The sequence below is a fragment of the Paenibacillus alvei DSM 29 genome (assembly GCF_000293805.1).
GTDB lineage: Bacteria > Bacillota > Bacilli > Paenibacillales > Paenibacillaceae > Paenibacillus_B > Paenibacillus_B alvei.
The window spans coordinates 213,986-239,105 of record NZ_AMBZ01000007.1; the positions used below are offsets into that span (position 1 = coordinate 213,986).

The window sequence follows — 25,120 nt, forward strand, 5'->3', positions numbered from 1 at the left end:
GCACATGCATGCCCTGTTTTTGTGCCTGTATGGGGAGAATACTGGTAATGACGGGAACAACCGTGTCCGGCTCTCGCCGATTACAAGTCGAGGAAGAAATGGTAGAGATCCACGTCGACGTACTGCCCGCCCTGCGTTCCGCCGATGATCTCGACCAGCGCCAGATGTAAGTAAGGCGGAATTCCGCCGAATCGATGTATTCGGCCGAGCAGGTCGCCGCAAGCAAACCGTAGTGCTGGCGACTATTCCAGCCAGCACGTCCGTGAGATGCGTATAGAAGCCGCCTATCATGTTGTTCAGGGCGCACATAAAAATTTGCGCCCGTACACCGGGTTGTTGTCCAGTTTCGGGTTGCGCGGCGATGAAGTGCCCGGGGACACTCAGCGGACAGAAGGCGGCAATTGGCTCGCGATCTCTGTTGGTATGTCCTCCGAGTCCCACGCGAGACTATTGCCGGGAATGGCGCCCTCGACTTCTTGGATCTTATTTTGCATGACCAACATCTGGTCGTCGGTCAGGTCGCCGATCCGAGTATTCACCGTAATGCCCTCGTGCGACAAAGCCGCAGCCACCGCGTTGGCGTATGCAACCGGGTTGTTTCCATCTGACGCGGGGGCGTATTTCTTGAATCCGTCCAGGATTGACAGATCCACGTAAGCCGGGCTGCGGAGCAGCAAGGCGATTGCGTTGAATCCATCACTCCACGTTGGGAAGATCAAGAAGTTGTGCCAGTTGAACTTGCCGGGATACTGCCCAAAGTCGAGCCCGCCGGGTCGGCCTAAATGATGTTACCGGGGTTGTTGTTGAGCCACGCGAAACTACCTTCGTAGTTTCGCATATGCGGGCGCCCACGCGCGATTTCATCGGCGTGGATCACGTAATTGTAGATTTCCTTTCCGAGGCCCTGGTAATCGTTTGGATCGTGGGGATTCGAACCCGGGAACCAAAGGGCCCTCGGGATGTTCTGGTCAAGTGAGATGTTGCCATTCCAGTACCAAACATGGTCGCCTAGTTCGAGCGTCATTTTGCTGCACTCCTCTGTCGGTGTTCTATTGCTTACGGTAACTAAGACGTGTGGTAATGCTCCGGTTTCGTGGGCATCCTCATAGATAGGAATTTGCTTTTTCTATTACTGCCCGTTAAACATAAAATTATTCCCAAAACCGTTACTTACCGGTTTTTATGAACGATAACCTGGCTGTTTCGTCAAAAAGGGCAGGCAAAAAACTCTCAGTCAAAATGTGCGCAGAACAAACAGGCCATGACAGGAATCCATGTAACATGTCGTGAAAAATCCTCATAGCCCAATTCCCCAGTGAACCTATCTTGACCAGACCCCTAAATGCGTTCTCACAAGGTGACAATTGGAAATATTCATCCTCATTCGGCAATGGACATAATTATCAAAATACTTGATGTCATTGTGCAATACAAAGGGGAGATTTATCACATGTGGTGTCATTACCATAGGAACAAACTCCTTATCGTATTCGTGCTTGCTTATGTTCATATCCCGGAATGCCACTCTATGCGTAACTAATACAAATGAGTATTTCTCCGAGTCAAAAAGTCGACAAGTTTGGATTTTAATCAAATTCATGTTTCAAAAACTTCAAACAAACGTATTAATTGAATTATTTAATCAATTTGCTATGATAAGATAGGATGAAATATCCATAAAAGAGAGTTCACTTAGATGGGAGAGGATGCTAGGAGAATTGATGGCGTTATGTTCCAACTTTATGAAAACGCTTTATTAAAAGATTAAAGGGAGTGAACTAATGAAGGCAACGAAATATGTACGTATTCTGACGGCTACTTTCCTTCTTGCTTCGGTGCTCATGGCATCGTTTTGTTCGACCGTTGCTCAGATGAAGGGGAGTGAACACCCATTAAAAATGAATTACGCATTTTCAAATCCAATACTGACCAACCCGCTGCTTGGCACCACTCAATATGTCTTGAAAAATGGAAGCAGCCTGAAGATTGCGCATAAGTACAATAGCGGCAACGATATGTGGATCATGTTCGATCATGCCGGTGCGAATCACTTGTACGGGATGAAGGAGTGGAGGCTTAGTCCGAATGCGAACAAGGATACCAATGCGGATTTGGCTCGTCCTTCAGTGATGCTATGGCCTGATATATCGGACTGGATTGGACCGTACATCGTTGGTGCCAACCAGAATGGAAATGGAAAGGGTCAGGATTTCACTGGCGGCAATCATAATTATGATGGCGGTGGGAATAGCTCTACAACAGGAAGAACCGTTCGGTACAAAGTTTGGGTAGATGGGAAAGAGCTGCAAGATGGGATCGTTGCAACCGGAAACAAGATCAAAATCGAAGTTGTAAATCGAATTCAAGGCTTTAATACGAAGGAGCAGGATGGCAGCGGCCGTGAAATTTTGCAGGAAACCGTAACGTATGAGGTAGAAGGTGGAAAGGTACAAGTACATTTGGATATTTTGCCGCTCGAGGATATCACGCTTTATCGGTATTATGGCTTGCAATCTGTCAACGGGGCATGGAACAATGAGGTGCGCTACTATGCGGGGACAACAGAAGTAGCAAGAAGTGCAGGATCCATGTACAGCGACTCTGGTACGAAGTCTCAGCATCCTGACGTTGATAAATACTTGGTTAGCTCAGCAGTGCAGGATGGAAGTCAGCATCAATTGCTTGTAACGCTTGATCGCAATTATGGGTTCGGACAGTTGCATTATCTTGCTGAAGATCAGCCGATTGTATTTACTCAGGATTATGGCAAGTCATACTTCCTGCAAGTCTATAATAAATCAGCGGTGTTGAAAAAAGGAGGGATTGCTTCATGGCAGGGCTCCTATCATTTTTTCTCTACATCGGATCAGGAGTAAGATTAGGAAGCGGGATATGAGGGTAGCAATCGCTTCCTCGTGATCCATAATAACCATATTCATTCATTTGGTTCTGTATTATAATAGGTCGGTATGTAAAAAAGCATCATCATCACGAATGAACATCATTGCAAAGGATGAGCGATCATGACTAATATTTCACTAGCTAAGGTTGAACGCCAGCGGGTTCAGCTTTCGCAAGGCGGGCTGTTGACATTTCTTCTAGTGGGGAAATTAATGCTGCTTCGTCATTTCGTCTATGATTCGGTAACCGCATCAGGCTTGCTAACAGATATGATTTCAATACTTGTTCTTGTTAGTTTGTTTGAAGCAGTATTGCCTGGACTAGTGAAGGGTTCCATTTATTGGGTTTTTAATGGCATTTTCTCTATTATTATGTTCGCAGCGACGCTGTACCATATTCACTTTAATTCAGTTCCGACATTTACAGCGTTTAATGAAATGGGGCAAGTTCCCCAAATCAGCGGCAGTATCGGGCCGCTCATCAAGACCTCACATTTTTTGTTTTTTGTAGATATTGCAGTGGCATTGATTTTCATAGCAGCGCGATGGTTGCTCCGCAGAAACTACTCGAAACACCGATTCTGGATGGATTCGGCTCCTTTGCAGCGGTACATAGGTTGGAAGTGGAGAGTAGCAGCGGCTCTGCTTATGGTCGTCTGCATGAGCTACTCCTGGTTCGTAATAGACAAGGCCGAATCGATCAGCAATGAGAAAGTAAAGTCAGAGAAGATTGGCTATCTCAACTATCAAGCAGCAACAGCGTTGAAAATTATACGTGAGAATGAAATCATTGCGAACGGAAACCTGGATCAAACAAGATCGAAAATTAATGAGCTTCAAGCAACTTATCCTTATCGCAAAGACAGCCAGCCGCTTGGTCAGCCGCATTATTTCGGTACTGCTCGTGGCGCCAATGTAATTGTGGTTCAGCTAGAAGCCTTTCAAAATTTCCCGATTCAAGCCAAGCTGGAAGGACAGGAGATCACACCTGTGCTGAATGAGCTTTTGAAGAATAGCTACTATTTTTCGAATATATATCAGCAAATCGGCCAGGGGAATACATCGGATGCAGAATTCCTGTCCAATACGTCCATTTACCCGACAGGAACGGTTGCGATGTCTACGGGCTTTGGGATAAGAGAGCTGCCAAGCCTGCCTCGGCTTCTTCATGACTTGAATTATCAATCGGCGACGTTCCATGTCAATGACGTAACATTCTGGAACCGACATTTGCTTTATCCTGGTTTAGCATTCGATCATTACTACGATAAGCCATACTATACGAACGATTTCTTCAATGATTTTGGTGCTTCGGATGAAGAATTGTATCGGACCGGAGCAAAACAGATTCGGGACATGACGAAAAAGGATAAGCCCTTCTATGCTCAATTCGTTACAACATCCAGTCATGCTCCATTTCTTGTTCCGGACAAGCTGCGGAAGTTGAAGCTCCCAGCAGATATGGAGGGCTCGTATATAGGGAACTATCTAACGGCAATTAACTATACCGATTATGCGTTGGGTCAGTTTATCGAAGAGTTAAAGAAGCAAGGAGTCTGGGATCAAACAATGCTGGTCGTGTATGGCGATCATTTTGGCGTGAATCCGAATGAAGGAAGCGACGCAGATATATCTAAAAGATTGGGTGTTCCTTACTCGAATGAAGTGAGCCGCTTTAATATTCCGCTTATTATCCATGTGCCGAAACAAGCCGGGGGGAAAGTCATTGAACATATAGGCGGTCAGATTGATATTATGCCGACGATCGCCAACCTACTCGGTATATCGCTACAGGAGAAGCAATTTATCGCTTTTGGACGCGATATGCTGAACACCGATAATAACGTGGTTGGTATGCGTTATTATTTGCCTACGGGCTCATTTTTCAATAATGAGGTGATGTTCGTCCCAGGCGAGGGCTTTGAGGATGGTACGGCCATTTCGCTGAAAACCCTACAGCCTGTCCCGGTTCAAGAAGCGTATCGAAAGGATTACGACTATATTCTCTCTTTGATGAAGCTGTCAGACGAATATATTCAGCTGCTCCCAAAAAGATAGCGCAAAATAATAATAGGATGAAGGGCTATCCGTTATGTAACGATGAACCCGACAGATTATGTTGCGGAAGCAGCCGTATCCGATGCAGCAGCAAAATTCATCTAGAAATGAAGGACAAGAAATAAGAACTCCAGTAAATAGCTGCAGTTCTACCGTAACCAAACGATTGTGGGAGAACTGCAGCTTACATATATATGTTCACGTTAAGTTGTGATTTAATTCACATACTATCATTAAATTCCATGATATAGTATAACCATAAAGAACAGGGAGTGATAATGATGAGAACATTCAAAACATTTGACACAACGGATCAAGTAACTCGCAACTTCCTTCAACTTTGCTATATGTGTGATGATAACGACCGCTGCACGACAGAAGAAGAGTGCAGACAATGCTGGGCAGACAAAGGACTTGCACCTGAACAAGAAAATGAAGAAACACGTGAATTACTGAATGCGTATTACGCATAACCATCAATGACTTTCATTTTGATTACTTTGTGAAAATAATAACTTACCATGGTTAGTTTTCCCTCCACCTTATATAATAGAAAGAGCGCCGCATACACATTGGCTGTATGCGGCGCTCTTTCGCTGTATCCGTATATTAGCTAGCACTCTTGGATAGTGTGGGTACAGGCTGAGGCTTGACCGGCGCAATATTGCGATTTGCTAAGCTTGTGGCGATCATCCCGGCAATAATGATGAACATTCCGACGAGCGACCACCCTTGAGGGAATGAACCGTTGAGCAGCAGTACCTCGCCAAGCACGGTGAAGATAAGAATACCTGCTTGAGTAGATTCGACCCCGGCAAGCAGCACTGTGTTGTGCTTCGCCATATCGGTTGCCAAGAAGAACAGCAGGCTGGCGATTACGCCAGAGCTAATGGCAAGCAGCAAAGCTTGACCTAACTGGGAAGCGGATGGCAATCCAACCGTAGCGGTTCCATAAATGCCAAGCAGAATGGCAATAGGCATGCTGCCAAGCGCCATGCCGAGTGTGCGCTGGAAGGAATCCAGCTTACTGCCGCACAGCTCCATCATTTTACGGTTGCCAAGCGGATAGAAGGTGGCGCCGATAATAACAGGTATGAAACCAAGCAGCAATTCAGACAGTGTAACATTGCTCGCTTCAGACACTTGCATAAATGCTACACCGATAAGTATAATGACGGAAATACGCATGCTTTTGAATGGAATAGATTGTCGCACTTTTACCGGGCCATTCGGTGTCTGGCGAGTCTCATAGAACAGAGGAGACAAGCATGCGCCAATTAAGATCGTAATTTGCCACGTTCCTGATGTGAGCCAAGATGGTGCATAGACTGCCGCGAAGCTGAGCAGAGAATAGAACGCGACGCCGCACATGGAACCCCAAGTTAGCCAGTGCAAAGGATGCTTGCGCATTTCTCGGAAAAGCGGTGTAAGGTTTTTGCGAAATGCAACAATTGCCAGCAGGATCGGGATGGCAAGTAAAAAGCGCAGCGATGCGGTCCAAGCCCAGCTTGTCCCAGATAGGTTCATCGCGCGATTAATAATGAATGTGGATGAAAAAACATGGATGCTAAAATGCCAACAAATATGGCTCTCATGATGCTCACCTTACCTCTACTTGAAAATCATTTTCAATTGTGTATCCAGTAAAGTATAATATACTATATTATATTTTAAGTAAAGTATATTGTAATAAATATTTTTCGTGATGATTGTACACTATTCGTTTGAATTGGGGGAAACATTCGATGAATGAACACGAAACGAAGCAATTGATGCAATCGGTAGGAGCGAATTTGCGGAAGTTAAGAAAAGACAAGCAGCTCAGCTTAGAAGAATTGGCCGTTCTATCAGGGGTAAGCAAGCTTACTCTTGGGAATATCGAGCGTGGGGATACGAATCCGACAATCGGAATGATGTGGAAAATATCCCGTCACTTGTCCGTCCCGCTTATGACGCTGCTCATGCCCGATAAGTCGGTACGGATTTCGCGTGCAGGCCACGGCCCTACTTATGAAAGCGAGTCAGGGCAGTGGATATTGGAGCCTGTATTTACGGACTTGCGCGAAAAGATGGAAATGCTGCGTGCACGTTTGAAGCCGAATTGTGTATACGAGCCAGAACCGAATCACCCATGGACCGTGGAAATTGCAACGGTTATGTCAGGCACGATCCGATTGACGATCGGGGAGGATACGTATACACTTCATCAATTTGACTCGATTCAATTTTCAGCTACCGAAACGCATATGTATGCCAATGTAGGGGATGAAGAGGCGGTCGTGCAATTTACGGTATTTTACTCGTAACATGCTGTTATTCATATAGGAGAAGACTGGAAAGGTAGGTGGAGACGATGCACACACAATCACGTTGGTTGCTGGAAGTATATTATGACGGGTGGTGCCCGTTATGCACAGGGATACGCAAGCAGCTGGAGCGCTGGGATTGGCTGCATGTGCTGCAATTTTACTCCATACGCGAGCCCGAGGTAACAGAACGGATATCAGTATCCGTCGATCATTTGATATCCAGTATGCATGTCCGTGAAACGGGCAGCGGACGCATTCGCTCTGGTATTGAGGCGGTGCATGCTCTCTGTATGCGAGTACCCATGCTCATGCTTTTTAGTCCGTTTGTTTGGATTAGTATGAAGTTGGGAGTAGGAGGAAAGTTGTATACATACATCGCTTCAAGGCGCACCATTGTTCCCGCCGGGCAATGTAATTATGACAGCTGTGATATTCCTTTAAATGGGGAGCCGCCAGTTAAACACAAGTAGACTCTAACGTCCTTATGTGCAGCTAGTGGGCGTTTTTGTGTTTGTGTTGTAATTTTGCATCCATATATAACTGCAATTGTTCATTTTTCTCGATCATTAGCAAAAAAGGAAATGGGGAGTGAGAGCGAGCGTGACGAACCAGCGTCATCAAGGTACACAACGAAAGGGCACCAAAACTCGAAAGATACGCGGGTGGTTTCTTTTTTTCTGCTTGCAGATATTCTCATTTTCAGTGGTTTCGCTATCATCTACAGCGAGTCAAAAGGGTGGGAAAGGGATATAAAGCATGCGGTTGCGGTTCAAACGATAACTGCAGATACGAGCGGCATAGTTGCTATAAAGGGGACACTGAAATCAAGCGCCCCTGCTCGAGATGATTATTTGGCAGACTCTTATGCGATTCTCGTGAAGGAAGATCGCAATTGGTCATGTAATTCTCGCAAATGCAGGTATGTGGCTGTTATGACGTCAACGATTGGTGATGTCAATGGACTGTCGGTAAACGGTATCTCGCTTCAACCTTCTGTATTCCGACTGACAGGTCTGGAAGTGCCGCTGCCAGAAGATTTACTTCGTGATTCAAACCAAACAGTGGAGAATGGTAACATACTTGTTGTGAGTCAGAAGGAAACGGCACGAAGCTATGCAGGCGTGCGAAATGGCGAGGAGGTTACCGTTATCGGTGAGGCAGTGGACGGGCAACTAAAGCCGATGGCTTTTCCTGAAGGTACTGATTCCGTCCTGTATGCAGGTCTGGCTCCATACGCACCGAAGGACATGCCTGAACGGATTGAAAGCGGGTATGTTGTTGGATCGTCGTTGGAGGCGATTATTGAACATGAGCTGAATATGCAGAACAGTGTTATTTGGACACTGCTTATCGTTGGCTTGCTACTGCTGCCTGTAACGCTATTGTTCGCTCCGTGGCCGAGGTCACGAAGAAGCAGAGCAGGATGAAACGAAACCATCTTGTATTTATTAAAAAATGATTTGAAGATGCTAGGTGAACGAAATCGAAGATGGGTCAAAATTAGGGGTGCTGGTTCGTGGTTCCGTGCATCCAAGGGATGAGAAAGATAAGACTGCATTAGGGAAATAGCGGAATTCCAAGTGTTAAAGGTGCACAATATGAGTGAACTACATGGTGCACCTTTCAAATGTCACTTTTGGATAGTTTGATTTATTTTTCCACATAGGCGAGCAAACTGGGTCAGCTCATCCTCGCTTAGTGCAATCCGAATATCGTCCATGATGCTATGTCGGGATTCTGCTGCTTTTTTAAGAAAGTCCAGTCCCGCCACGGTGATATCATGGTACATGTACCTTCTATCGCTTTTGTCTCGAGTCTGGGTAATCATCTTTTTCTCAATCAGCTTCTTTGTCAGCTTTGAGATCGCTGACAGCGATGCATGGAACGCATCGGCAAGCTCTCGGGTTGTCCTTGGGCCGCTGGTATTAAGCAGATCAAGTATATTGTATTGGGCGGACGTGATTCCTTCCACGTTAAATCGATTGTGCTCGGCTGCCAGTTTGCACTGGAGCATCGTAAATTCGGTTTCGAAGTCATATAATTGTCTTTCTGACAAGGAGAACCTTCCTTTCTATGTGCATATCTTCTATGGCCATATCTAATTGTCAGCTTCGATGCTGCATTTATCTGCATCTGTAGTCTCGTGGACATCATCAGACCCATCGGGAGAAGCGTTGAGCTTATAAATATGCTCCAATAATCGACTCTTTGCAGGTGCGGAGCTCATCCGGAGTTCCAAATGCGATAACGGATCCTCCAGCCTGTCCACCTCCGGGTCCAAGCTCGATCACCCAATCAGCATTTGCGATAAGTTGGGTATGGTGCTCGATGAGCAGAACCGAGTCCCCGCGATCGACAAGGCGATTCAATACTGCCAGCAGCTTACTCGTATCTTGATTGTGCAATCCTACTGATGGTTCATCCAATATGTAAAGCGTATGACCGCTTCTGGCATTGGACAGCTCAGCAGCCAGCTTGACCCGCTGAGCCTCACCGCCTGAAAAAGTACTGGATGGCTGGCCCAATCGCAAATACCCTAAGCCAATGTCGCATAAGCAATTCAGCTTAGCTGCGATTTTCAGATTATCGCGGAATAGTTCCCTCGCCTGCTCGATACTTAACTGAAGCACATCAGCGATAGAGTGTCCGCGCCATTGCACAGATAGTATTTTCTCATGATAACGTTTGCCTTGGCAAGTCGGGCAGGCAATGAAACGATCGGCCATGAAGTGCATTTGAACTTTAATGCTGCCTGTGCCTTTGCATGTTTCACATCTTCCTCCGGCTACATTGAAGGAGAAGTCTGAGGCTTTTAATCGCAAGCCTTGTCGAGATGCAAGCTCCTTGAACCATTCCCGAATCTCGTCAAAAACTTTTGTATACGTCGCTGCATTGGAACGGGATATTTTGCCCATTGCTTGCTGATCTACAACAACGAGATGCTGGATATGCTCATGTCCGCTTATTCGATCTGATTTAGACGATGTTAAATGGCAAGATTGAATTCGCGGGAGCAGCTCTTCCAATACGAGAGTGGATTTACCTGAGCCCGATACGCCTGCTATGACGGTAAGGATTCCTAGAGGAATATCTACCGTATTATGCTGCAAATTGTTCGAATGCGCATCACGGATCGTTAATACGCGATGCCAACTGCGAGCAGTTGACTGGTTCGTCTCCAAAGAACCCCGCAAGCTTCGTGCCGTCATCGATTCTGGATGCTGCATCAACTCATTGACCTTGCCTTGGAACATCAAATTTCCCCCAAGCTCTCCAGCACCTGGCCCAATGTCTACGACATAGTCCGCTTGTCGGATCACATCAATATCATGTTCGATGACGATTACCGTATTGCCTAGATCAGTTAGCTTGCGTATCGAACGCATCAGCTTGTCGGTATCCTGCGGGTGCAATCCTGCCGTAGGTTCATCAAGTACACAGATCATGCCGCTCAAGCTCGAATTCAGCAAGGAGGACAGCCGCATACGTTGCGCTTCGCCGCCAGACAGGCTAGAAAAGCTTCGATCCAGTGTTAGATAATCCATTCCCGTATTCATGAGACTTTGCGTACGTTCCAGCAATTCTATCCAGATAGGATGAGCCGCTTCGATGTAGCGCTCAGGCAGAGTAGAAGGCAAGTCTTCCAGCCAATTCAGCAGTTGCGTTAGAGACATGGACATAAGATGGTGGATCGGCGTGTTGTGCACTTGGACGTGAAGACTGGCGGGATTCAACCGCGATCCGTGACATGATCCGCATGGAACCGTTCGTAGGAAGCGTGTGAATTCCTGCTGTGATTCTTCGTCATCGTCACCCTCGTAATACCGGCGCAGCAGGCTGTTCACGGCACCCTCATATTTACCCTGCTTCATATTGGATGGGGCAGGGGCGTCAGGGCGAAGTGCGCGAATGCGTTGGTCGTCCGTTCCGTACAGCAGCATGTGACGCACGATGTCCGGCAATTCGCCGATCGGCCGCTGAAGATCCTCTTCGAGCAAGGGAAGACGATAATATTTGGCTGCACGCAGGAGAAGCGGGGCAAAGTGCCACAAGAAGCCCTTTTTCCATACTTGGATGCCGCCATCGTGAATCGACAAGTCGGGACGTACAATTGCATCGAGAATGGGCTCTACTTGTTCGCCAAGACCGGTACACGTCGGGCACGCACCCAACTGCGAATTAAAGGAGAAGTGCGCCATTGTTATATTTTCTACTGGTTGTCCGCAGGAAGGGCAAGCATATTGTTCTTGATGCATGTGATTCTCTTCGGACATGCGAACAGGGGATGTTCGTATATCTGCATAGTTGAATATCGTATGGCAGTGCGGGCAAGCTCGTTCACCAATAGCGGTGTATAAAAGGCGAAGGTATGTATAAATTTCACTATACGTTCCGACAGTAGAGCGTCGGCTGAAGTTGTGATGATGTTGGCTAACGCTGATGATTGGTGACAAGCCATAGATGTTGTCATAATCCGGCCGCTGTACATTGTCCGCGGCATGTCCAGAAGCACTGACAAACTTGCGTTCCCCTTCTTGGACGAGGATATTGAGCAAAAGGGTGGATTTACCTGAGCCGGATACGCCCGATACAACAGACAATTGGTTCCGTGGAAAGCGAACCGTGACATCCTTCAAGTTATGTTCCCGGGCTCCTTGGATGACGATCCAATCGGGTGATGATGCAGTCATGTTGATTTCACTCCTTAATCAATGGAATCAGGAAATAGTTGAATTAGGAAACTATTGTGTGCAGAAACTACTATAGTCCTGTTCGAACCCAATGTCAAATAGCGGCAACGGCAGGATATGAGATGAAGTTGCTGTGCTGATAGATCGTATATGAGAGGGGAAGAAAAAGAAGAAGCCTGCTCGGCTGCATAAGCGAGCAAGCTCTGACCTTGATTGATCTTCATTTATTGCCTTACGGAATACGGAGCAGATTGATAGTAAAAGTTCGGATTCACGATCGTATTATCGTAGCTTTGGTGAAAAATAGGCGTTGACGCAGGCGACATCGGCGGAATCAGCCAAGTCCAGTCACCCGTATAAGCCCGTTCGCAGCTCTGTTCCTGCTCCTGGAACCTGACGAATTGTTGCGCGGCAGTATGATGGTCTACGATGCTTACTCCCGCTTCCTTAAAGGAGTGAAGTACCGCTGCATTGAGCTCAACAAGCGCCCTGTCTTTCCATAGAGTTGTATTTGAAGCAGTAGAGAGTCCCATGTGCTCCGCAATCACGGGAAGCAGATTATATCGTGCTTCGTCGGCCAGATTGCGCGCACCGATCTCGGTGCCCATGTACCAGCCATTAAATGGCGCCGCAGGATAAGATATGCCGCCGATATCGAGACGCATGTCCGAGATAATCGGGACGGCGTACCAACGCAGCTGCAGCTCGGCGAACCATTCGAACTCCGGATGGACAAGAGGAACCTCCATTATGCAAGCTCGCGGGATATCGAATAGCTGCGGCGGATTTGCTTCTGCCTGGATGATGAGCGGCAGTACGTCGAAGGGCGTTCTCTTTCCTTGCCACCCAAGCGATTGGCACATCTGGGTAAACGCAAGCGAGTGCGGATCCCCAATCATCCCTTGCTCCGTTTCATAGCCGGCATAGCGGATGAGCTGGTGATTCCATATGCGAACATGATGGGTTCCGTCTGGATGCGCCGGCGCGAAGATTGTGATGGTGGGACGTATTCGCCCTTCATTCGTCGCCGACTCAATATGATGGATGAGCGCATCAGCTACCTGCTTCCCTTCCGTTAAATGCCGCGCGTCAACCACGTGCAAGGATGACCAGAACAGGCGTCCAATACAGCGGTTACTGTTGCGCCAAGCCATCTTAGCTCCATGTGATAGCTCCTCTGTCGTATGCGAGTAAGTGCCCGTTTGCAGAATGTCGGACTCTATCCGTGATAGGCGCTCATTAATGTCTGCAGGAGATTTGCCGAGCTCTTGGTAGCATTGCCTAATAAATTTCGCAGCTTCTTCGAGAAGCCCTTGCTTCGATTGTACATTCATCTTCCGATGTCCTTCCTTGCGGCTCTCGCCGTTATGTATCGGATTAACTATATCAGATTCCGGCGGATTGGTAAGCATCGTTTAGGACGATGTCGATGAGATGTAACAATTTCGCCTGTTTCGGGTACGAAAAAATCATGCTCCGATCATGAATGGTGACACACAAGCTGTCACCATTCGCGTGATATAATCAAAACAATACAGTTAAAATAATCCAGATAAGGTGAATCTCTTGAGAAAAATTGATCGATTAACCGCTATCATTATCGCCCTTCAGCAGCGTCCCGAAACGGCTCAGTCGCTTGCGGAAAAGTTTGAGGTATCCCGCCGCACCATAATCCGCGACATGCAGGCATTAGGAGAAATGGGTGTACCGTTGTATGCGACTTCGGGTTCAACCGGCGGCTATCGGTTGATGGAGGGGTACACGTTACAGCCGCTTCAATTAACGACAACAGAGGCATTAACGGTGCTCTTCGCCCTGCAAGGGATGACTCAGCTTCCCGACTCGCCTTTCAATCAAGAGCGCTGGACTGTAATGGACAAACTGAAGCAGATCGTGTCCATTGAGGTGCTGACAGAAGTGGAACCGATATTGGAGAGAATCGAGCTGTCGGTTCCAGCGAGGAATTATCGTGCTCCTCAATTAAAGCAACTGCTGGAGCATATTGCACAGCCGAAGCCAGTGTGGCTTCATGTGTACTATCGATCGCAGAAGCATGAGCGCTGGTTATATTTGCAGCCGAATCGGATTTATTCTGCGCACGGCTTCTGGTACTGTGACGCGTACTCCCCAACGCATGGAGAGGATCGAGCATTTCGAGTAGACCGGATGTCGCAGATAGCGGTTGTGGATGATGAGGTGTTCAGGGAACTGGAAGGTCAAAGTATTTCCAATAAGCACACTATCTCCGATGGGGAGAAGGATACAGGTTCTATAAGGGTAAGGGCGAAACTAACATATCGCGGCATGCTGCTTGCGGAGCAGGATGAGCATATCGGGGAGTATGTCCATGATACAGGCGAAGATATGGGGGAGGTTGATTTTAGCTGTCCCCGATCTGAATGGGAGTGGGCTCAGCGTTTCTTTTATGGACTGGGACTGGATGCAGAGGTGCTGGAGCCTGACGAATTGCGCGCAGCCATTCATCAGCATGCAAGTCAGGTCAGCGAACGGTATGCCCGTACCATATAATACGAAATGGTATAACGGGTGAACGGATGTTGTTGATGCGTGTTGAGCATGTATAAGAAGGGAAGGAATAGAGTATGAATGCGAACCAGATTCAAAGTTATGAAGAGGCAGTTGAACTTATTCGCCATGTAGGCATATTGCCGCTGGCCAACCTCGCGCCGAATCATCCCTCGCTAGTCAGTGTGACGGAGAAGAAGCAATGGCACAGTGATACGGAGGCAGATCCGTGGCGCTGGCGAGTTCGATTTCCTGGAGATGGCGTTGCCGCTTATGGAAAGTTTTTCAAAAAGAAAGGAGTATTCATATCCATTGATTTAGTGCCACTTGTCAGGAACGCGATTGTTGGGAGCCTACGTACGGTGAGGGAGCGATATGAGGCGGGATTAATGTCGCCCGAAGCGAAGCTATTGTACGCCATCATCGCCGAACATCCAGGGATTGATACTAGGGTGCTCCGGATGAAGGCAGATATGAAATCTCCAGACCAGAAAAAGGTATTCGATAACGCGTTGAACGAGCTGCAGGGCAAAATGGACATCGTCATTTCAGGAGTGACGGAACGACGCAATGATGCAGGCGAAGTTAACGGCTGGAATAGCACGTCATATGAAACGATCGATCATTGGATGGAGCAATTAGGAATCGAAGCATTAACGATAAATGCTCATGAGGCGAGGCAGCAGCTTCAGGAAAGGCTTGCTAGTTCGGTGACTTCCGACGCGCTTGCGTACTTCACTAAGTTATTGCAGCCATGAATATTAACGTAATTAAATAAAGCGTTTCGTCCATCAGCGAAACCTTGAACGGCAATTCGTGTGAAAGAAAGAGGTCAATAAAGACCGGAAAATGAAATATATTAATCACATTAAATATAAATGGAGTTGATAAAATGTTGGATGTTGATAGTTTCATTCGTGCGCAGCGATTTGTTCACAAGAATGCGAGACTTTTGGATCGAAGACGGTTTGAATATCATTTTAACAAGGGGAGTAAGGAGGCGGTAATCCTTGCACTCAAGGGCTTCCAAAATGAAGATGGCGGATTCGGTCAAGCCTTAGAGCCAGATATTCGTTGTCCGCACAGCCAGCCTGTACCCACTGAAATGGCACTTTCGATCATGGGTGAAATCGATGAATATGATGCTGATATTTTAGCAGGAATAGGCCGCTATTTGGAATCGATTTCGGTAACAAGTACGGGAGGATTCCCTTTAATTCTGATGTCGGCGAACGATTATCCCCATGCGCCATGGTGGACTGTATCCGATGACGGTTGCGCTTCCGTGAACCCCACGGGACATATTCTCGGCTATCTGATGAAGCAGCAGGCAGCTCCCGAAATTATGCAAAAAGGCTGGTTTAAGCAAGCTGAGCAGTTTATGTGGAGTCAACTGAAGACGGCAGAATGCGCTGACTATCACAGCAATATTCAGTATATTTCCTTTTTGACAGCTCATCCGGATAGGGAAAGAGCGGGGGAGGCTTTGCAGAAGGTTAACGATTGGCTGCGGCAGCCCGGCGTTATTGAACGTAATACGAAGGCAGAGGGGTATGTACATAAAGTGCTGGATTGGGCACCTATGCGCGAGAGCTATTGCGCTCAATTTATCGCAGATAACGAAATTGAAGAACATTTGATGGCATTAGTTGGTGAACAGCAGGAAGATGGAGGTTGGCCGATCAGCTGGCCTGCCGTGAGTACCGCTGGCGAGATGGAGTGGCGAGGGAGCGTGACCGTAAATCGGCTGTTGACGTTACGGTCATATGGTTGGTTGAACACGTGAATTGTAGTGGAAGGAAAGAACCTTACCGGATTAACGGTAAGGTTCTTTGCATGTTTGGAAAAAAATGTTGTGCAATCTATAATTATTCCACTAAATTTAGAGCATATCTATTCATTTTTGTCGAAATATGACGATATATAGCTCGTTGGCATACTTTGTTCGGTCAGCTAATACGTAAGTGGTGCATATGAATTTGTATTCGTAATACGAATGACTCCCGTATGTAACCTGCGTACCAGTCAAAAGGGGGCTTATTTGGATGAAGCACAAAAGTTTAGTCATGAAGTCAGTCATCGGGATGACAATTTTGCTTGCTCTCATGTGCGTTGTATTTACGACGACTTCTTATTGGATGGAGCGGGGAATTTATAATGATGAGATGTTATCCCTTCACACTACGCTGACAAGGCAAATTGAAATTGAAAACGATGGTATTGCGAGCGCTGCAGGCAAGCTGAAGTCAATGGGAGCATCGCAATATTCCAATGACGAAAACATTGAGTGGATACGTGACAATTTGAACGTAATGGTTCGGGACAATTTTATTAACTACGTCTATTTGCTGTTTCCGGAAGTAACGGAAAAAGACGGGAAATCGTACATGAAGGTGCTGCAGGGAAGCCATGATTTTGAACAATTAGGCAACAAGCCTGGCAGCGATTATGAATTGAAGCCGGCCCTGTTTGAAGCGGTACGTACCATGGAGAAATCCGGAATCGGGTTCAGTGATGCGTATGAAGATCTTGGCGGAGAATGGATCACGGTCGTTAAGCCGATTCACAACGATAAAGGTGAGACGGTGGCCGTTTTTGCAGTAGATTTCAATAACAATAAGGTTAAGGCTGATCTGAATGGGATGCTGTGGAAAGCGATAGGCATCGGCACAGGGGTAGGAGCAGTGTTCATCATCATTATTGCCTTTTTGATCCGCCGATTAATAAGTCCGCTCAAGCAACTGTCGAAATTGTCGAAGCAAGTGGCAGGCGGGGATTTGACCGTGTCTATTCCCGTTCATTCCAAGGATGAGATTGGAGTCCTGGCAGACAGCTTCAATGTCATGATCGCTCAAATTAAGCACTTAATAACGAATGCGAAGACAACTGCTAATCATGTTGCCGAATCTTCTCATCATTTGACCATGATCGCGGAGCAAACAGCGCAGTCAAGCTATGAAATATCCGGATCGATCCAGGAAGTGGCTACCGGTTCCGAAACGCAGATGCAAGGTGCGGAAGAAAGTAAAGCGGCCATGGAAGAGATTGCAATCGGCATACAGCGAATAGCGGAATCCTCCTCGACTGTTTCTGAACTTAGTCATGACGCTGCAGTATCGGTCGATCAAGGTAATCAGGTTGTACAGTTGACTATGCAGCAGATGGATCAGATTCGCAGCTCGGTTAACCGTTCCGTAGCCATTACGCAATCATTGGCGGATCAATCGGAGAAGATTGAGCATATCGTGAGCATTATCGGCAATGTAGCCGTGCAGACGAATTTGCTGGCGCTTAATGCTTCAATTGAAGCGGCGCGGGCAGGAGAGCATGGACGCGGCTTCGGGGTTGTGGCACAGGAGGTGCGCAAGCTGGCGGAGCAGACAAAGGTCTCCACGGAACAGATTGGCGAACTGCTGAACTCCGTTGTCATGCATACGAAGGAACTCGCTGAAGCGATGGGAGAAAGCGCGGAACAGGCAGAGCAAGGAACGCTTGTCGTTCAAGAGGCTGGTGCGCATTTCCAAGAAATCTGGAAGGCTGTGCAGCATGTCACGGAACAGATTCAAGAAGTATCCGCAGCAGCGGAGGAAATGTCGGCCGGCACTGAAGAGGTAGCTGCCACGCTTGATAACTTGGCTTCAATTGCTAAGGAATCATCGGGGAACACGCAAAGTGTAGCCGCTGCGTCCGAGGAACAATTGGCTATCGTAGAGGAAATATCAGATACAGCCGCTCTATTGAATGGGAAAATGAAGGACTTACAAGCAGAAATGCTCAAGTTCACGATATAATACGACGAGAAGAATTCCTGAACCCCTGCACTCCTAAGGAGCAGGGGTTCTTTTTGTTATAAGCTTTCACAAGCGAGATGGGTGGGCATTTCAACAGCTTTCACAAGGGGGAAAGAAGTGAATAAATCGGCGTAAAAAATAAAACGATGTAAAATATATTTGACATTATTTCGTAGTTGCTTATAATAAACAATGTAAAATGTTTTTTACATTTGAGAGGGTAGGTCTCGTTATGAAAAACAAGATTACAGAGCTGCGGAAGCGTATGGGCTTGTCACAACAAGAGCTGGCGCTACGGTGTGAAGTGACCCGGCAGACGATTAATGCGATCGAAAATGACAAATACGATCCAACATTAGCACTTGCCTTCAAGCTGTCACGCACATTAGGGGTCACGGTCGACATGCTGTTCACTTACGAGGAGGAACTGAAATGAGAAAACAAGATGAAATGGAACGCTATCATAATGACAAATCAGCAAAAAATGGCTACGTGTTCTATACGATAGCCTTGCTCGTATGGGCGCTGTACGATCTCATGAACAAGGGGAACAGCGGGTTGCAGTTTACGATTCTGTTAATTGGGAATGCGATATTTTTGTGGACAAGAGTTTATTTTAAACGAAGAACAATGTAGTGCTTGCAACTAGGACTTATATTTGGGTACATCATTCTAGTGAATTTTATATACATAATAATTATTATGTTAACTTAATTGTTTTTTAACTAGGTTTGAACGAAAATGAATCCTCAACCGTATTATGGTCAACTTATCATTAAGAGATACTGTCAGTATAAGGTGCGGTTGAGGAGGGGCTAATCGATGATTATTGTAACAACAGAACATGTGCCAGATTATGAGGTGAAGGAAGTTCTCGGAACGGTATTTGGCTTGACCGTTCGGGCGAGAGGATTGGGGAAGGACATTGCGGCTGGATTGAAGGGCCTTGTAGGCGGCGAGATTAAGCAGTACACCGAGATGCTGGAGGATGCGCGTAGGCAAGCGATAGATCGCTTAGTTGCGAATGCGCAAGCTATGGGAGCAGATGCAATCATAATGATGCGCTTCGACTCTGGAGAGGTCGGCCGCAATATGAGTGAGATTGTCGCCTATGGCACGGCAGTTACGATTCGCCCCAAGCGTGATGTGAAATGACAACGTTCTTAATCGTTTATTTTTCCATACAGATTGCCTTTTTCATCGTCATACTCATTGTATCTGCTTTTCGAGATCGCAGGCATGAGGCTAATGCGGAGGACAAGGTGCCGGAAGGATATATCGAGACATCGGAAATTAGCGTGGATCCATCAACGGGGAGGAAGGTAACTGTGTATTACAATCCCAGCACGGGACAGCGGTGGTATCATTCGGAGAAAATTACAAAATGATCGTCCTTCTTCTGCAATGATTAAACAATGCTTCATCTACGATTTTGTAAATGACAAGTTCATATGTAACGATGTAACCGAAGCTGATTGGAGGCTTACAGGAAGTTCGTCTTCCTGTAAGTCTCTTGATTAAAGGCTTCGGCTTTTTGTCTTTATGGATATAAATGGCGGGTGCAAAGGATTGCTTCCGTGGGCCTACATAATTAGACAAAAGAAAACTTTTGTCGCTATATACACGAGTGTTGAAATCTTTTAAACTTAAGTTGTTAAAAATTGTGAAATTATATTTCATCCATCTAGAGCTGTCTGATGATATTCTCATTTCTTAATCAAGAAGGAGGGAATTAACGTTGCATCATGCAAGGAAACGGGCTCGCATTATGCTCATGGTAATGCTGTCGGTCATGTTTATGTTCAGCACAATTGTAAACGCTTACGCGATAAATTCCTCAGAAGCGTCACCGACACCATCTTCTGAAGAGGCCGATGAACAGGCTATGTTGCCTAATCTCGAAAGCGCTGCTTCCTCCCTGTTAATTGATGACTTCGAGCAGCTTCAACAATTAACGGCATCATCCGCTCGAGCAGTGCCGGGCTCTGTTAAGGCAATCTTAACCTCTAGGCCGGATGCTGTGCAGCATGATGAGCATGCCGTCAAGCTCACCTATGATTTCACTGATACATCAGGAACATCCGCAGCCTATCTGAATTTCTTAAATGCTTCTGGTGGAGCAGGTCGGGAATTAATCGGCTATCCTTCTACAATCGGTGTTTGGGTATATGGAGATGGAAATAAACATTGGCTGCGAGCTCAATTGCAGGACGGAACAGGAGCAAGGCCTACAATAGACTTTACAACCAGCATCGGGCTGAGTTGGGAGGGATGGAGGTATGTTACGGCAAACATGCCTACGAATCTAGTCCAGCCTATTAAACTGAACCAGTTGTATGTGGTAGAAACGAATGATCGGAACAAAAATAGCGGAGCTATTTCTTTCGATAGTTTGCGGGCTTTCTATGGAGCGACTACTGTCTATGAAGTTACTGTTGCCGGTTTACCGCCCTTGCAGACGGGGGAAACCAAGCGGGTTCAGGTATTGGCAACATATGCTGGAGCAGTAGAGCAAGCAGATGTAACCAAGGATGCAGTACTTGTAAGCAGTGATGTTTCGATTGTACGAGTGAATGCTGATCATACCATAACAGGAGTAGGTGAAGGACGTGCAAAGTTAACCATTCAATATTTGCAGGCTCCAGACTCGGTATATGAAGTTGCTGTCACCAGCAGCGCACCAGCCATGCAGCAATTGAGCCTGTATGGAAATCCGCTCATGGATATCGGTCAACGTGTAAAAACCAATGCATTTGCGCGCTACGAAAGTACACCGAAGCCTGTTGCTATGCTTGATGGAATCACATATTACAGCAGCAATCCGAAGGTGGCTTCCATTGATGCAGATGGCATGGTCACTGCCTTGGAGAGTGGTACGAGCGTGATGAAGGCGGTATATGGCGAGCTGACTTCCTCTTATGAGCTAACGGTTGTTGCGGCGCAGCCGAAGCTGGAGAAAATTGAACTGTCTGGACTTCGCGCAATGACTATTGGCGAGTCCTTGCAAGGGAAAGTGACAGCTTACTACTCAAATGGCACATCGCAAGAGGTGACAAGCAGTGTGATGTTCAAGACAAGTCAGCCGAAGACAGCGACGGTAGATGCAACTGGTGTCATAGCTGCGCTTCAAGTTGGAATTAGCTCCATTTCAGCTACTTACAGAGGAAAGACAGCGGATTTCACGCTTGTCGTTAATAAGAATTCATCACCTCCCAAGCGCCAATTGCGAGCGGCTTGGATTGCTTCAGTCGTCAATATCGACTGGCCGCGAGAGGGTGTTGTAACGGAGAAAGAACAGAAGCGTGATTTTATTCAGCTGTTAAATGAACTGGAAGCGGCAGGAATGAATGCGGTTGTGATGCAAATCAAGCCGACTGCTGATGCATTCTACCCTTCGAAGTACGCGCCATGGTCAGAATGGCTGACTGGCGTACAGGGTAAGGATCCGGGATACAATCCGCTTCAGTTCATGATTGAGGAAGCACATAAGCGCAATATGGAATTCCACGCTTGGTTCAATCCCTATCGTGTCAGCATGCAGTCAGACGTTACAAAATTGGTTGCCGATCATCCTGCAAGACTGCATCCTGATTGGGTTATCACCTACGGAGGGAAGCTTTATTTCAATCCAGGCGTACCTGAGGCGAAGGGCTTTGTCATCGACAGCGTTATGGAGGTTGTCAACAATTATGATATCGATGCGGTTCACTTCGATGATTACTTCTATCCGTACAAGGTAGATGGGGTAGACTTTCCGGATCGGGAGACTTATCAGAACTATGGGGCTGGGTTTCCCGACATTACGGATTGGAGACGCAACAATGTGAATGCCTTCATTGAGGAATTGTCGAAGGAAATGAAGCAAGTGAAGCCTTACATGAAGTTCGGCATTAGCCCATTTGGAGTATGGCGCAATAAAGCGACAGATCCGACTGGATCGGACACGACAGCTGGTGTAGAGAACTATGATGACCTTTATGCAGATACCCGCTTATGGATTCAAAAGGGCTGGATTGATTATATTACTCCGCAAATTTATTGGTATTTTGGCTTTACTCCAGCGGCTTTTGAGAAGCTTGTGGACTGGTGGGTGAAGGAAACTGAAGGTACGCACACTCAGCTCTATATTGGTCATGCCGATTATAAGGTAAACGATCCCAATACGCCAGCATGGCTCAATCCAGATGAGCTTCCTAATCAACTGAAGTACCTGCTTAATTTCGACGTGGTGAAGGGCAGCATGCATTTTAGCACGACGGATATCCTTAACAATCCCCTTGGTTTGAAGGATCGGCTAAGTGGAGAGAGCTATCGCTTTAAGGCGCTTGTTCCCGAGATGCCATGGCTGCCAGCCAATACCCCGCCTGTACCCAAGCTTACGGCTGCGCATGTAACAGGTCAGGGTGTGCACCTGTCCTGGGAGGATGCAAAGAACAGCTCAGCAGCTTATTACGTGATATATCGGGCCGAAGGCAATACAGCAATTGACATTAACGATCCGAAGAACATATTAACAACGATTCGGAAAATAAATGGGATGTATCAGTTTTACCTAGACACGACAAGCAATCCCGGAAAGCAGTATTCGTATGCGGTAACCGCTGCTGATCGGCTCCACAACGAAAGTAACATAAGTCAATCTAAAACGATATGGAATCAAACGCTTGTGTCAATCGAAATAAAGGCTGATGCGAGAATGGTTGTTGGACAGCAGCAGCAAATAAAAGTATATGGCATTGCGAAGAACGGTGATCGGTTCGAGATGACCAGCGATCTCCGATTTACCAGCAGTTCATCTTCGATAATGTCTGTTGGGGAGGATGGCCGGGTAAATGCAAAACAACCCGGTACTGCGACCATAACTGTTAAATGCGGAAGATTTTTGCAGGGAACGCTGCAAATCCACGTGTTAATGAAATGAAGCAGTGAGCTTCCTATTTGTTGATCCCACCCTATAAAACAGCGCATGCAAACGCCAAAGCCAGCATTCAAACCGAATGCTGGCTTTTCTTATACGCGATGGCAACATATCCGTCATTATTGCGATATTTGATTTATTTCTGAAAATAATGAAAATTTTCGAAAAATGAGTTTCACATTAGATGAATCAGGGTAATGATACACATGTCCTGCTACACTCATCGCAGGACATCACTCTGGTGAAGTGAAAGGATTGCTATAAGGAGGCAGTTTCATCATGAACGCACAAGGCAAAACTTATCAACTGAAAGCAGAGAGAAGAACGGACTTTACTCGCTCTTCCCTTCGTGAATTACGTCAGAAAGGTCGGATTCCGGGTGTTGTGTACGGTGCAGATATGGAAAGTACAGCACTTCATGTCGATTCAAGGGAGTTCGCTAAGCTCGCCCGTGTTGGACGTACAGAGGTGTTCCAGCTGCAGATTGAGGGTATGAAGCCTGTACAAGCTTTAATCAAGGACGTTGTCAAAGGCGACGGTGCTTATGCGCATATTGACTTCCAACAGGTATCGGCCAATCATCCGATTCGCATTCATGTGCCAATTGAGTATGTGGGCACACCTGTAGGTGTGAAAAAAGGCGGTATTTTGCAAACACAAGAAACGAATCTGGAGATTGAGGGGCTGCCTGCACATCTTCCTTCCGTTATTCAAGTCGATATCTCTACTTTGAGGATAGGCGGCAAATTATTGGTAGAAGATGTTCAAGTTCCAGAACATATACATCTCATATCCCATAAGAACGAACTGTTGGTATCCATTGTTACGCAGCGAGGAATGGAAGAAGCGGAGGGTGAGGAAGAGTCGCTAGCGGAGGCGCCAGCAGCAATTGAGGCATAGCGAAATAATAAGTAATATAATTAATAATATATAGCGTTAAGAGTCTGCTGAGGTGCGCATTAAGCACAGGCAGGCTCTTTTTAATTATTAATAACTGTTATTTCGATTCACATGAATCATGTCTCATCGACTCATACTAACAAGTAGTGATGGGGGTGATGTATTGCGGAATATATATGTGATAAGCATTTTGGTGTTGAGTCTGACCTTGTACAGTGGTTGCATGATACAGGGAAATGAGCGAACCATGCTGGATATTGAGACAAAGCCTGCTGCTCACTTATCCTATACGGTTCATGCAGGGGATACCGTTGAGCTGCACCTGCAAACCTTGCGTTCATTCAATCACGCAGTATGGAAGATGCAGCAAATGCCGACACAGCTTGTTCATAAGTTGTCAGAAAATGAGGTTAGAAGTAATGGGGTGCTTGTGAACAAATTCAATAAGCTCCCTAATGATTACCGTCCCAGTGATCTTGTTTATCCGAATGCTCCATTTATTTTTGATGAGCGGGTGGATAAGCGTAAATTGCGTAAAGAAGCGGCCCGTGCTTTGGAACAACTTATTGCCGGCGCTAGACAAGACGGCATTTATTTAGCTGGCGTATCTGCTTACCGCTCTCAAGCTGCTCAAACGGAAATATACCAGAACAATGTTCGGCGTTATGGCAAGAAAATGGCTGAATTGTACTGCGCAGAACCTGGACATAGTGAGCATAAGACAGGGCTGGCTGTTGATCTGACTCGCAGTGACGGGAAATGTGCGGTTGAAGCTTGCTTCGCAGTGACGAAGGAAGCGAAATGGCTGAAGGATCATGCCCATGAATATGGATATATTGTGCGATATCCCAAAGGCAAAGAACACATTACAGGGTATCAATATGAGCCTTGGCACATTCGGTATGTTGGGAAAAATCTATCTTGGCTTTTGACCGAACGTGACATGACCTTGGAAGAATATTATCAATCGTCCTATCCATATTGGAATGAGCTTGGGAAATAGACAAGAGAAGTAAAAAATAATAAA

At 46.5% G+C, this 25,120-nt stretch carries 23 protein-coding genes and 1 pseudogene; 18 read left to right on the forward strand and 6 right to left on the reverse strand.

What is annotated here, in order from left to right:
- Positions 1 to 47: 47 nt before the first annotated feature.
- The gene (locus PAV_RS36980; protein WP_005550007.1) at positions 48 to 170 is read left to right on the forward strand and encodes a hypothetical protein; all 123 of its coding nucleotides are present in this window, start codon (positions 48 to 50) and stop codon (positions 168 to 170) included.
- A 210-nt stretch (positions 171 to 380) separates the two neighbouring features.
- Here the strand turns inward: PAV_RS36980 and PAV_RS22255 are convergent, their stop codons facing one another.
- Both PAV_RS22255 and PAV_RS22260 read right to left on the reverse strand, forming a co-directional pair.
- Positions 381 to 719: a hypothetical protein gene (locus tag PAV_RS22255; RefSeq protein ID WP_238555887.1), complete on the reverse strand. Its 339-nt coding sequence runs from the start codon at positions 717 to 719 to the stop codon at positions 381 to 383.
- A 59-nt stretch (positions 720 to 778) separates the two neighbouring features.
- Positions 779 to 1,024 (reverse strand): hypothetical protein, encoded by a 246-nt coding sequence (locus PAV_RS22260; protein ID WP_005550010.1) that lies wholly within the window; start codon positions 1,022 to 1,024, stop codon positions 779 to 781.
- 757 nt (positions 1,025 to 1,781) lie between these two features.
- On the opposite strand from PAV_RS22260, the gene PAV_RS22265 reads away from it, so the two are divergent.
- The 3 genes from PAV_RS22265 to PAV_RS22275 all read left to right on the forward strand — a co-directional run bounded on the left by PAV_RS22265 (position 1,782) and on the right by PAV_RS22275 (position 5,431).
- Positions 1,782 to 2,876, forward strand: coding sequence for a hypothetical protein (locus PAV_RS22265; protein WP_005550011.1), 1,095 nt, complete (start codon positions 1,782 to 1,784; stop codon positions 2,874 to 2,876).
- 147 nt (positions 2,877 to 3,023) lie between these two features.
- On the forward strand, positions 3,024 to 4,958 hold the full coding sequence (locus PAV_RS22270; RefSeq protein ID WP_005550013.1) for an LTA synthase family protein: 1,935 nt from the start codon (positions 3,024 to 3,026) through the stop codon (positions 4,956 to 4,958).
- Positions 4,959 to 5,239: 281 nt separating this feature from the next.
- Positions 5,240 to 5,431 carry a hypothetical protein gene (locus PAV_RS22275; protein ID WP_157267191.1) on the forward strand — a complete coding sequence of 64 codons (192 nt, stop codon included), beginning with the start codon at positions 5,240 to 5,242 and terminating at the stop codon, positions 5,429 to 5,431.
- Between the two features lie 136 nt (positions 5,432 to 5,567).
- Here the strand turns inward: PAV_RS22275 and PAV_RS22280 are convergent.
- Positions 5,568 to 6,553, reverse strand: a pseudogene (locus PAV_RS22280) (DMT family transporter).
- Positions 6,554 to 6,703: 150 nt separating this feature from the next.
- On the opposite strand from PAV_RS22280, the gene PAV_RS22285 reads away from it, so the two are divergent.
- The 3 genes from PAV_RS22285 to PAV_RS22295 all read left to right on the forward strand — a co-directional run bounded on the left by PAV_RS22285 (position 6,704) and on the right by PAV_RS22295 (position 8,694).
- Entirely contained in the window at positions 6,704 to 7,264 is a 561-nt protein-coding gene (locus tag PAV_RS22285; protein ID WP_005550018.1) for a helix-turn-helix domain-containing protein, read from the forward strand.
- Positions 7,265 to 7,311: 47 nt separating this feature from the next.
- Entirely contained in the window at positions 7,312 to 7,737 is a 426-nt protein-coding gene (locus PAV_RS22290) for a thiol-disulfide oxidoreductase DCC family protein (protein ID WP_005550020.1), read from the forward strand.
- Positions 7,738 to 7,848: 111 nt separating this feature from the next.
- The gene (locus PAV_RS22295; RefSeq protein ID WP_005550021.1) at positions 7,849 to 8,694 is read left to right on the forward strand and encodes a hypothetical protein; all 846 of its coding nucleotides are present in this window, start codon (positions 7,849 to 7,851) and stop codon (positions 8,692 to 8,694) included.
- Positions 8,695 to 8,897: 203 nt separating this feature from the next.
- Here PAV_RS22295 and PAV_RS22300 read toward each other — a convergent pair whose 3' ends face one another.
- The 3 genes from PAV_RS22300 to PAV_RS22310 form a co-directional block, all read right to left on the reverse strand.
- Positions 8,898 to 9,323, reverse strand: coding sequence for a MarR family winged helix-turn-helix transcriptional regulator (locus PAV_RS22300; protein ID WP_005550022.1), 426 nt, complete (start codon positions 9,321 to 9,323; stop codon positions 8,898 to 8,900).
- A 124-nt stretch (positions 9,324 to 9,447) separates the two neighbouring features.
- Positions 9,448 to 11,958: an excinuclease ABC subunit UvrA gene (uvrA, locus tag PAV_RS22305; protein WP_005550024.1), complete on the reverse strand. Its 2,511-nt coding sequence runs from the start codon at positions 11,956 to 11,958 to the stop codon at positions 9,448 to 9,450.
- 224 nt (positions 11,959 to 12,182) lie between these two features.
- Entirely contained in the window at positions 12,183 to 13,292 is a 1,110-nt protein-coding gene (locus PAV_RS22310; RefSeq protein WP_040736516.1) for a nitric oxide synthase oxygenase, read from the reverse strand.
- A gap of 223 nt (positions 13,293 to 13,515) precedes the next feature.
- Between PAV_RS22310 and PAV_RS22315 the strand changes: the two genes are divergently transcribed.
- The 11 genes from PAV_RS22315 (at position 13,516) to PAV_RS22365 (ending at position 25,096) form a co-directional block, all read left to right on the forward strand.
- Entirely contained in the window at positions 13,516 to 14,487 is a 972-nt protein-coding gene (locus tag PAV_RS22315; protein WP_238555888.1) for a helix-turn-helix transcriptional regulator, read from the forward strand.
- Between the two features lie 74 nt (positions 14,488 to 14,561).
- A complete protein-coding gene (locus PAV_RS22320) occupies positions 14,562 to 15,242 on the forward strand; it encodes an AlkZ-related protein (protein WP_005550027.1) in 681 nt (226 codons plus the stop codon).
- 134 nt (positions 15,243 to 15,376) lie between these two features.
- Positions 15,377 to 16,270, forward strand: coding sequence for a hypothetical protein (locus PAV_RS22325; protein ID WP_005550028.1), 894 nt, complete (start codon positions 15,377 to 15,379; stop codon positions 16,268 to 16,270).
- A 259-nt stretch (positions 16,271 to 16,529) separates the two neighbouring features.
- Entirely contained in the window at positions 16,530 to 18,275 is a 1,746-nt protein-coding gene (locus tag PAV_RS22330; protein WP_005550029.1) for a methyl-accepting chemotaxis protein, read from the forward strand.
- A gap of 232 nt (positions 18,276 to 18,507) precedes the next feature.
- The gene (locus PAV_RS22335; RefSeq protein WP_005550030.1) at positions 18,508 to 18,711 is read left to right on the forward strand and encodes a helix-turn-helix transcriptional regulator; all 204 of its coding nucleotides are present in this window, start codon (positions 18,508 to 18,510) and stop codon (positions 18,709 to 18,711) included.
- On the forward strand, positions 18,708 to 18,911 hold the full coding sequence (locus tag PAV_RS22340; protein WP_005550033.1) for a hypothetical protein: 204 nt from the start codon (positions 18,708 to 18,710) through the stop codon (positions 18,909 to 18,911). Before PAV_RS22335 ends, PAV_RS22340 begins: the two co-directional genes overlap by 4 nt.
- A gap of 186 nt (positions 18,912 to 19,097) precedes the next feature.
- A complete protein-coding gene (locus PAV_RS22345; protein WP_005550035.1) occupies positions 19,098 to 19,430 on the forward strand; it encodes a YbjQ family protein in 333 nt (110 codons plus the stop codon).
- Complete coding sequence (locus PAV_RS22350; RefSeq protein ID WP_005550036.1) at positions 19,427 to 19,663, forward strand: hypothetical protein; 237 nt, start codon at positions 19,427 to 19,429, stop codon at positions 19,661 to 19,663. The genes PAV_RS22345 and PAV_RS22350 overlap by 4 nt, the downstream gene beginning before the upstream one ends.
- 350 nt (positions 19,664 to 20,013) lie before the next feature.
- Complete coding sequence (locus PAV_RS22355) at positions 20,014 to 23,196, forward strand: family 10 glycosylhydrolase (RefSeq protein WP_005550037.1); 3,183 nt, start codon at positions 20,014 to 20,016, stop codon at positions 23,194 to 23,196.
- A gap of 276 nt (positions 23,197 to 23,472) precedes the next feature.
- Positions 23,473 to 24,093 (forward strand): 50S ribosomal protein L25, encoded by a 621-nt coding sequence (locus PAV_RS22360; protein ID WP_005550039.1) that lies wholly within the window; start codon positions 23,473 to 23,475, stop codon positions 24,091 to 24,093.
- 163 nt (positions 24,094 to 24,256) lie between these two features.
- Positions 24,257 to 25,096, forward strand: a complete 840-nt coding sequence (locus PAV_RS22365; RefSeq protein ID WP_005550040.1) for a M15 family metallopeptidase — start codon at positions 24,257 to 24,259, stop codon at positions 25,094 to 25,096.
- The last annotated feature ends 24 nt before the right edge of the window (positions 25,097 to 25,120 follow it).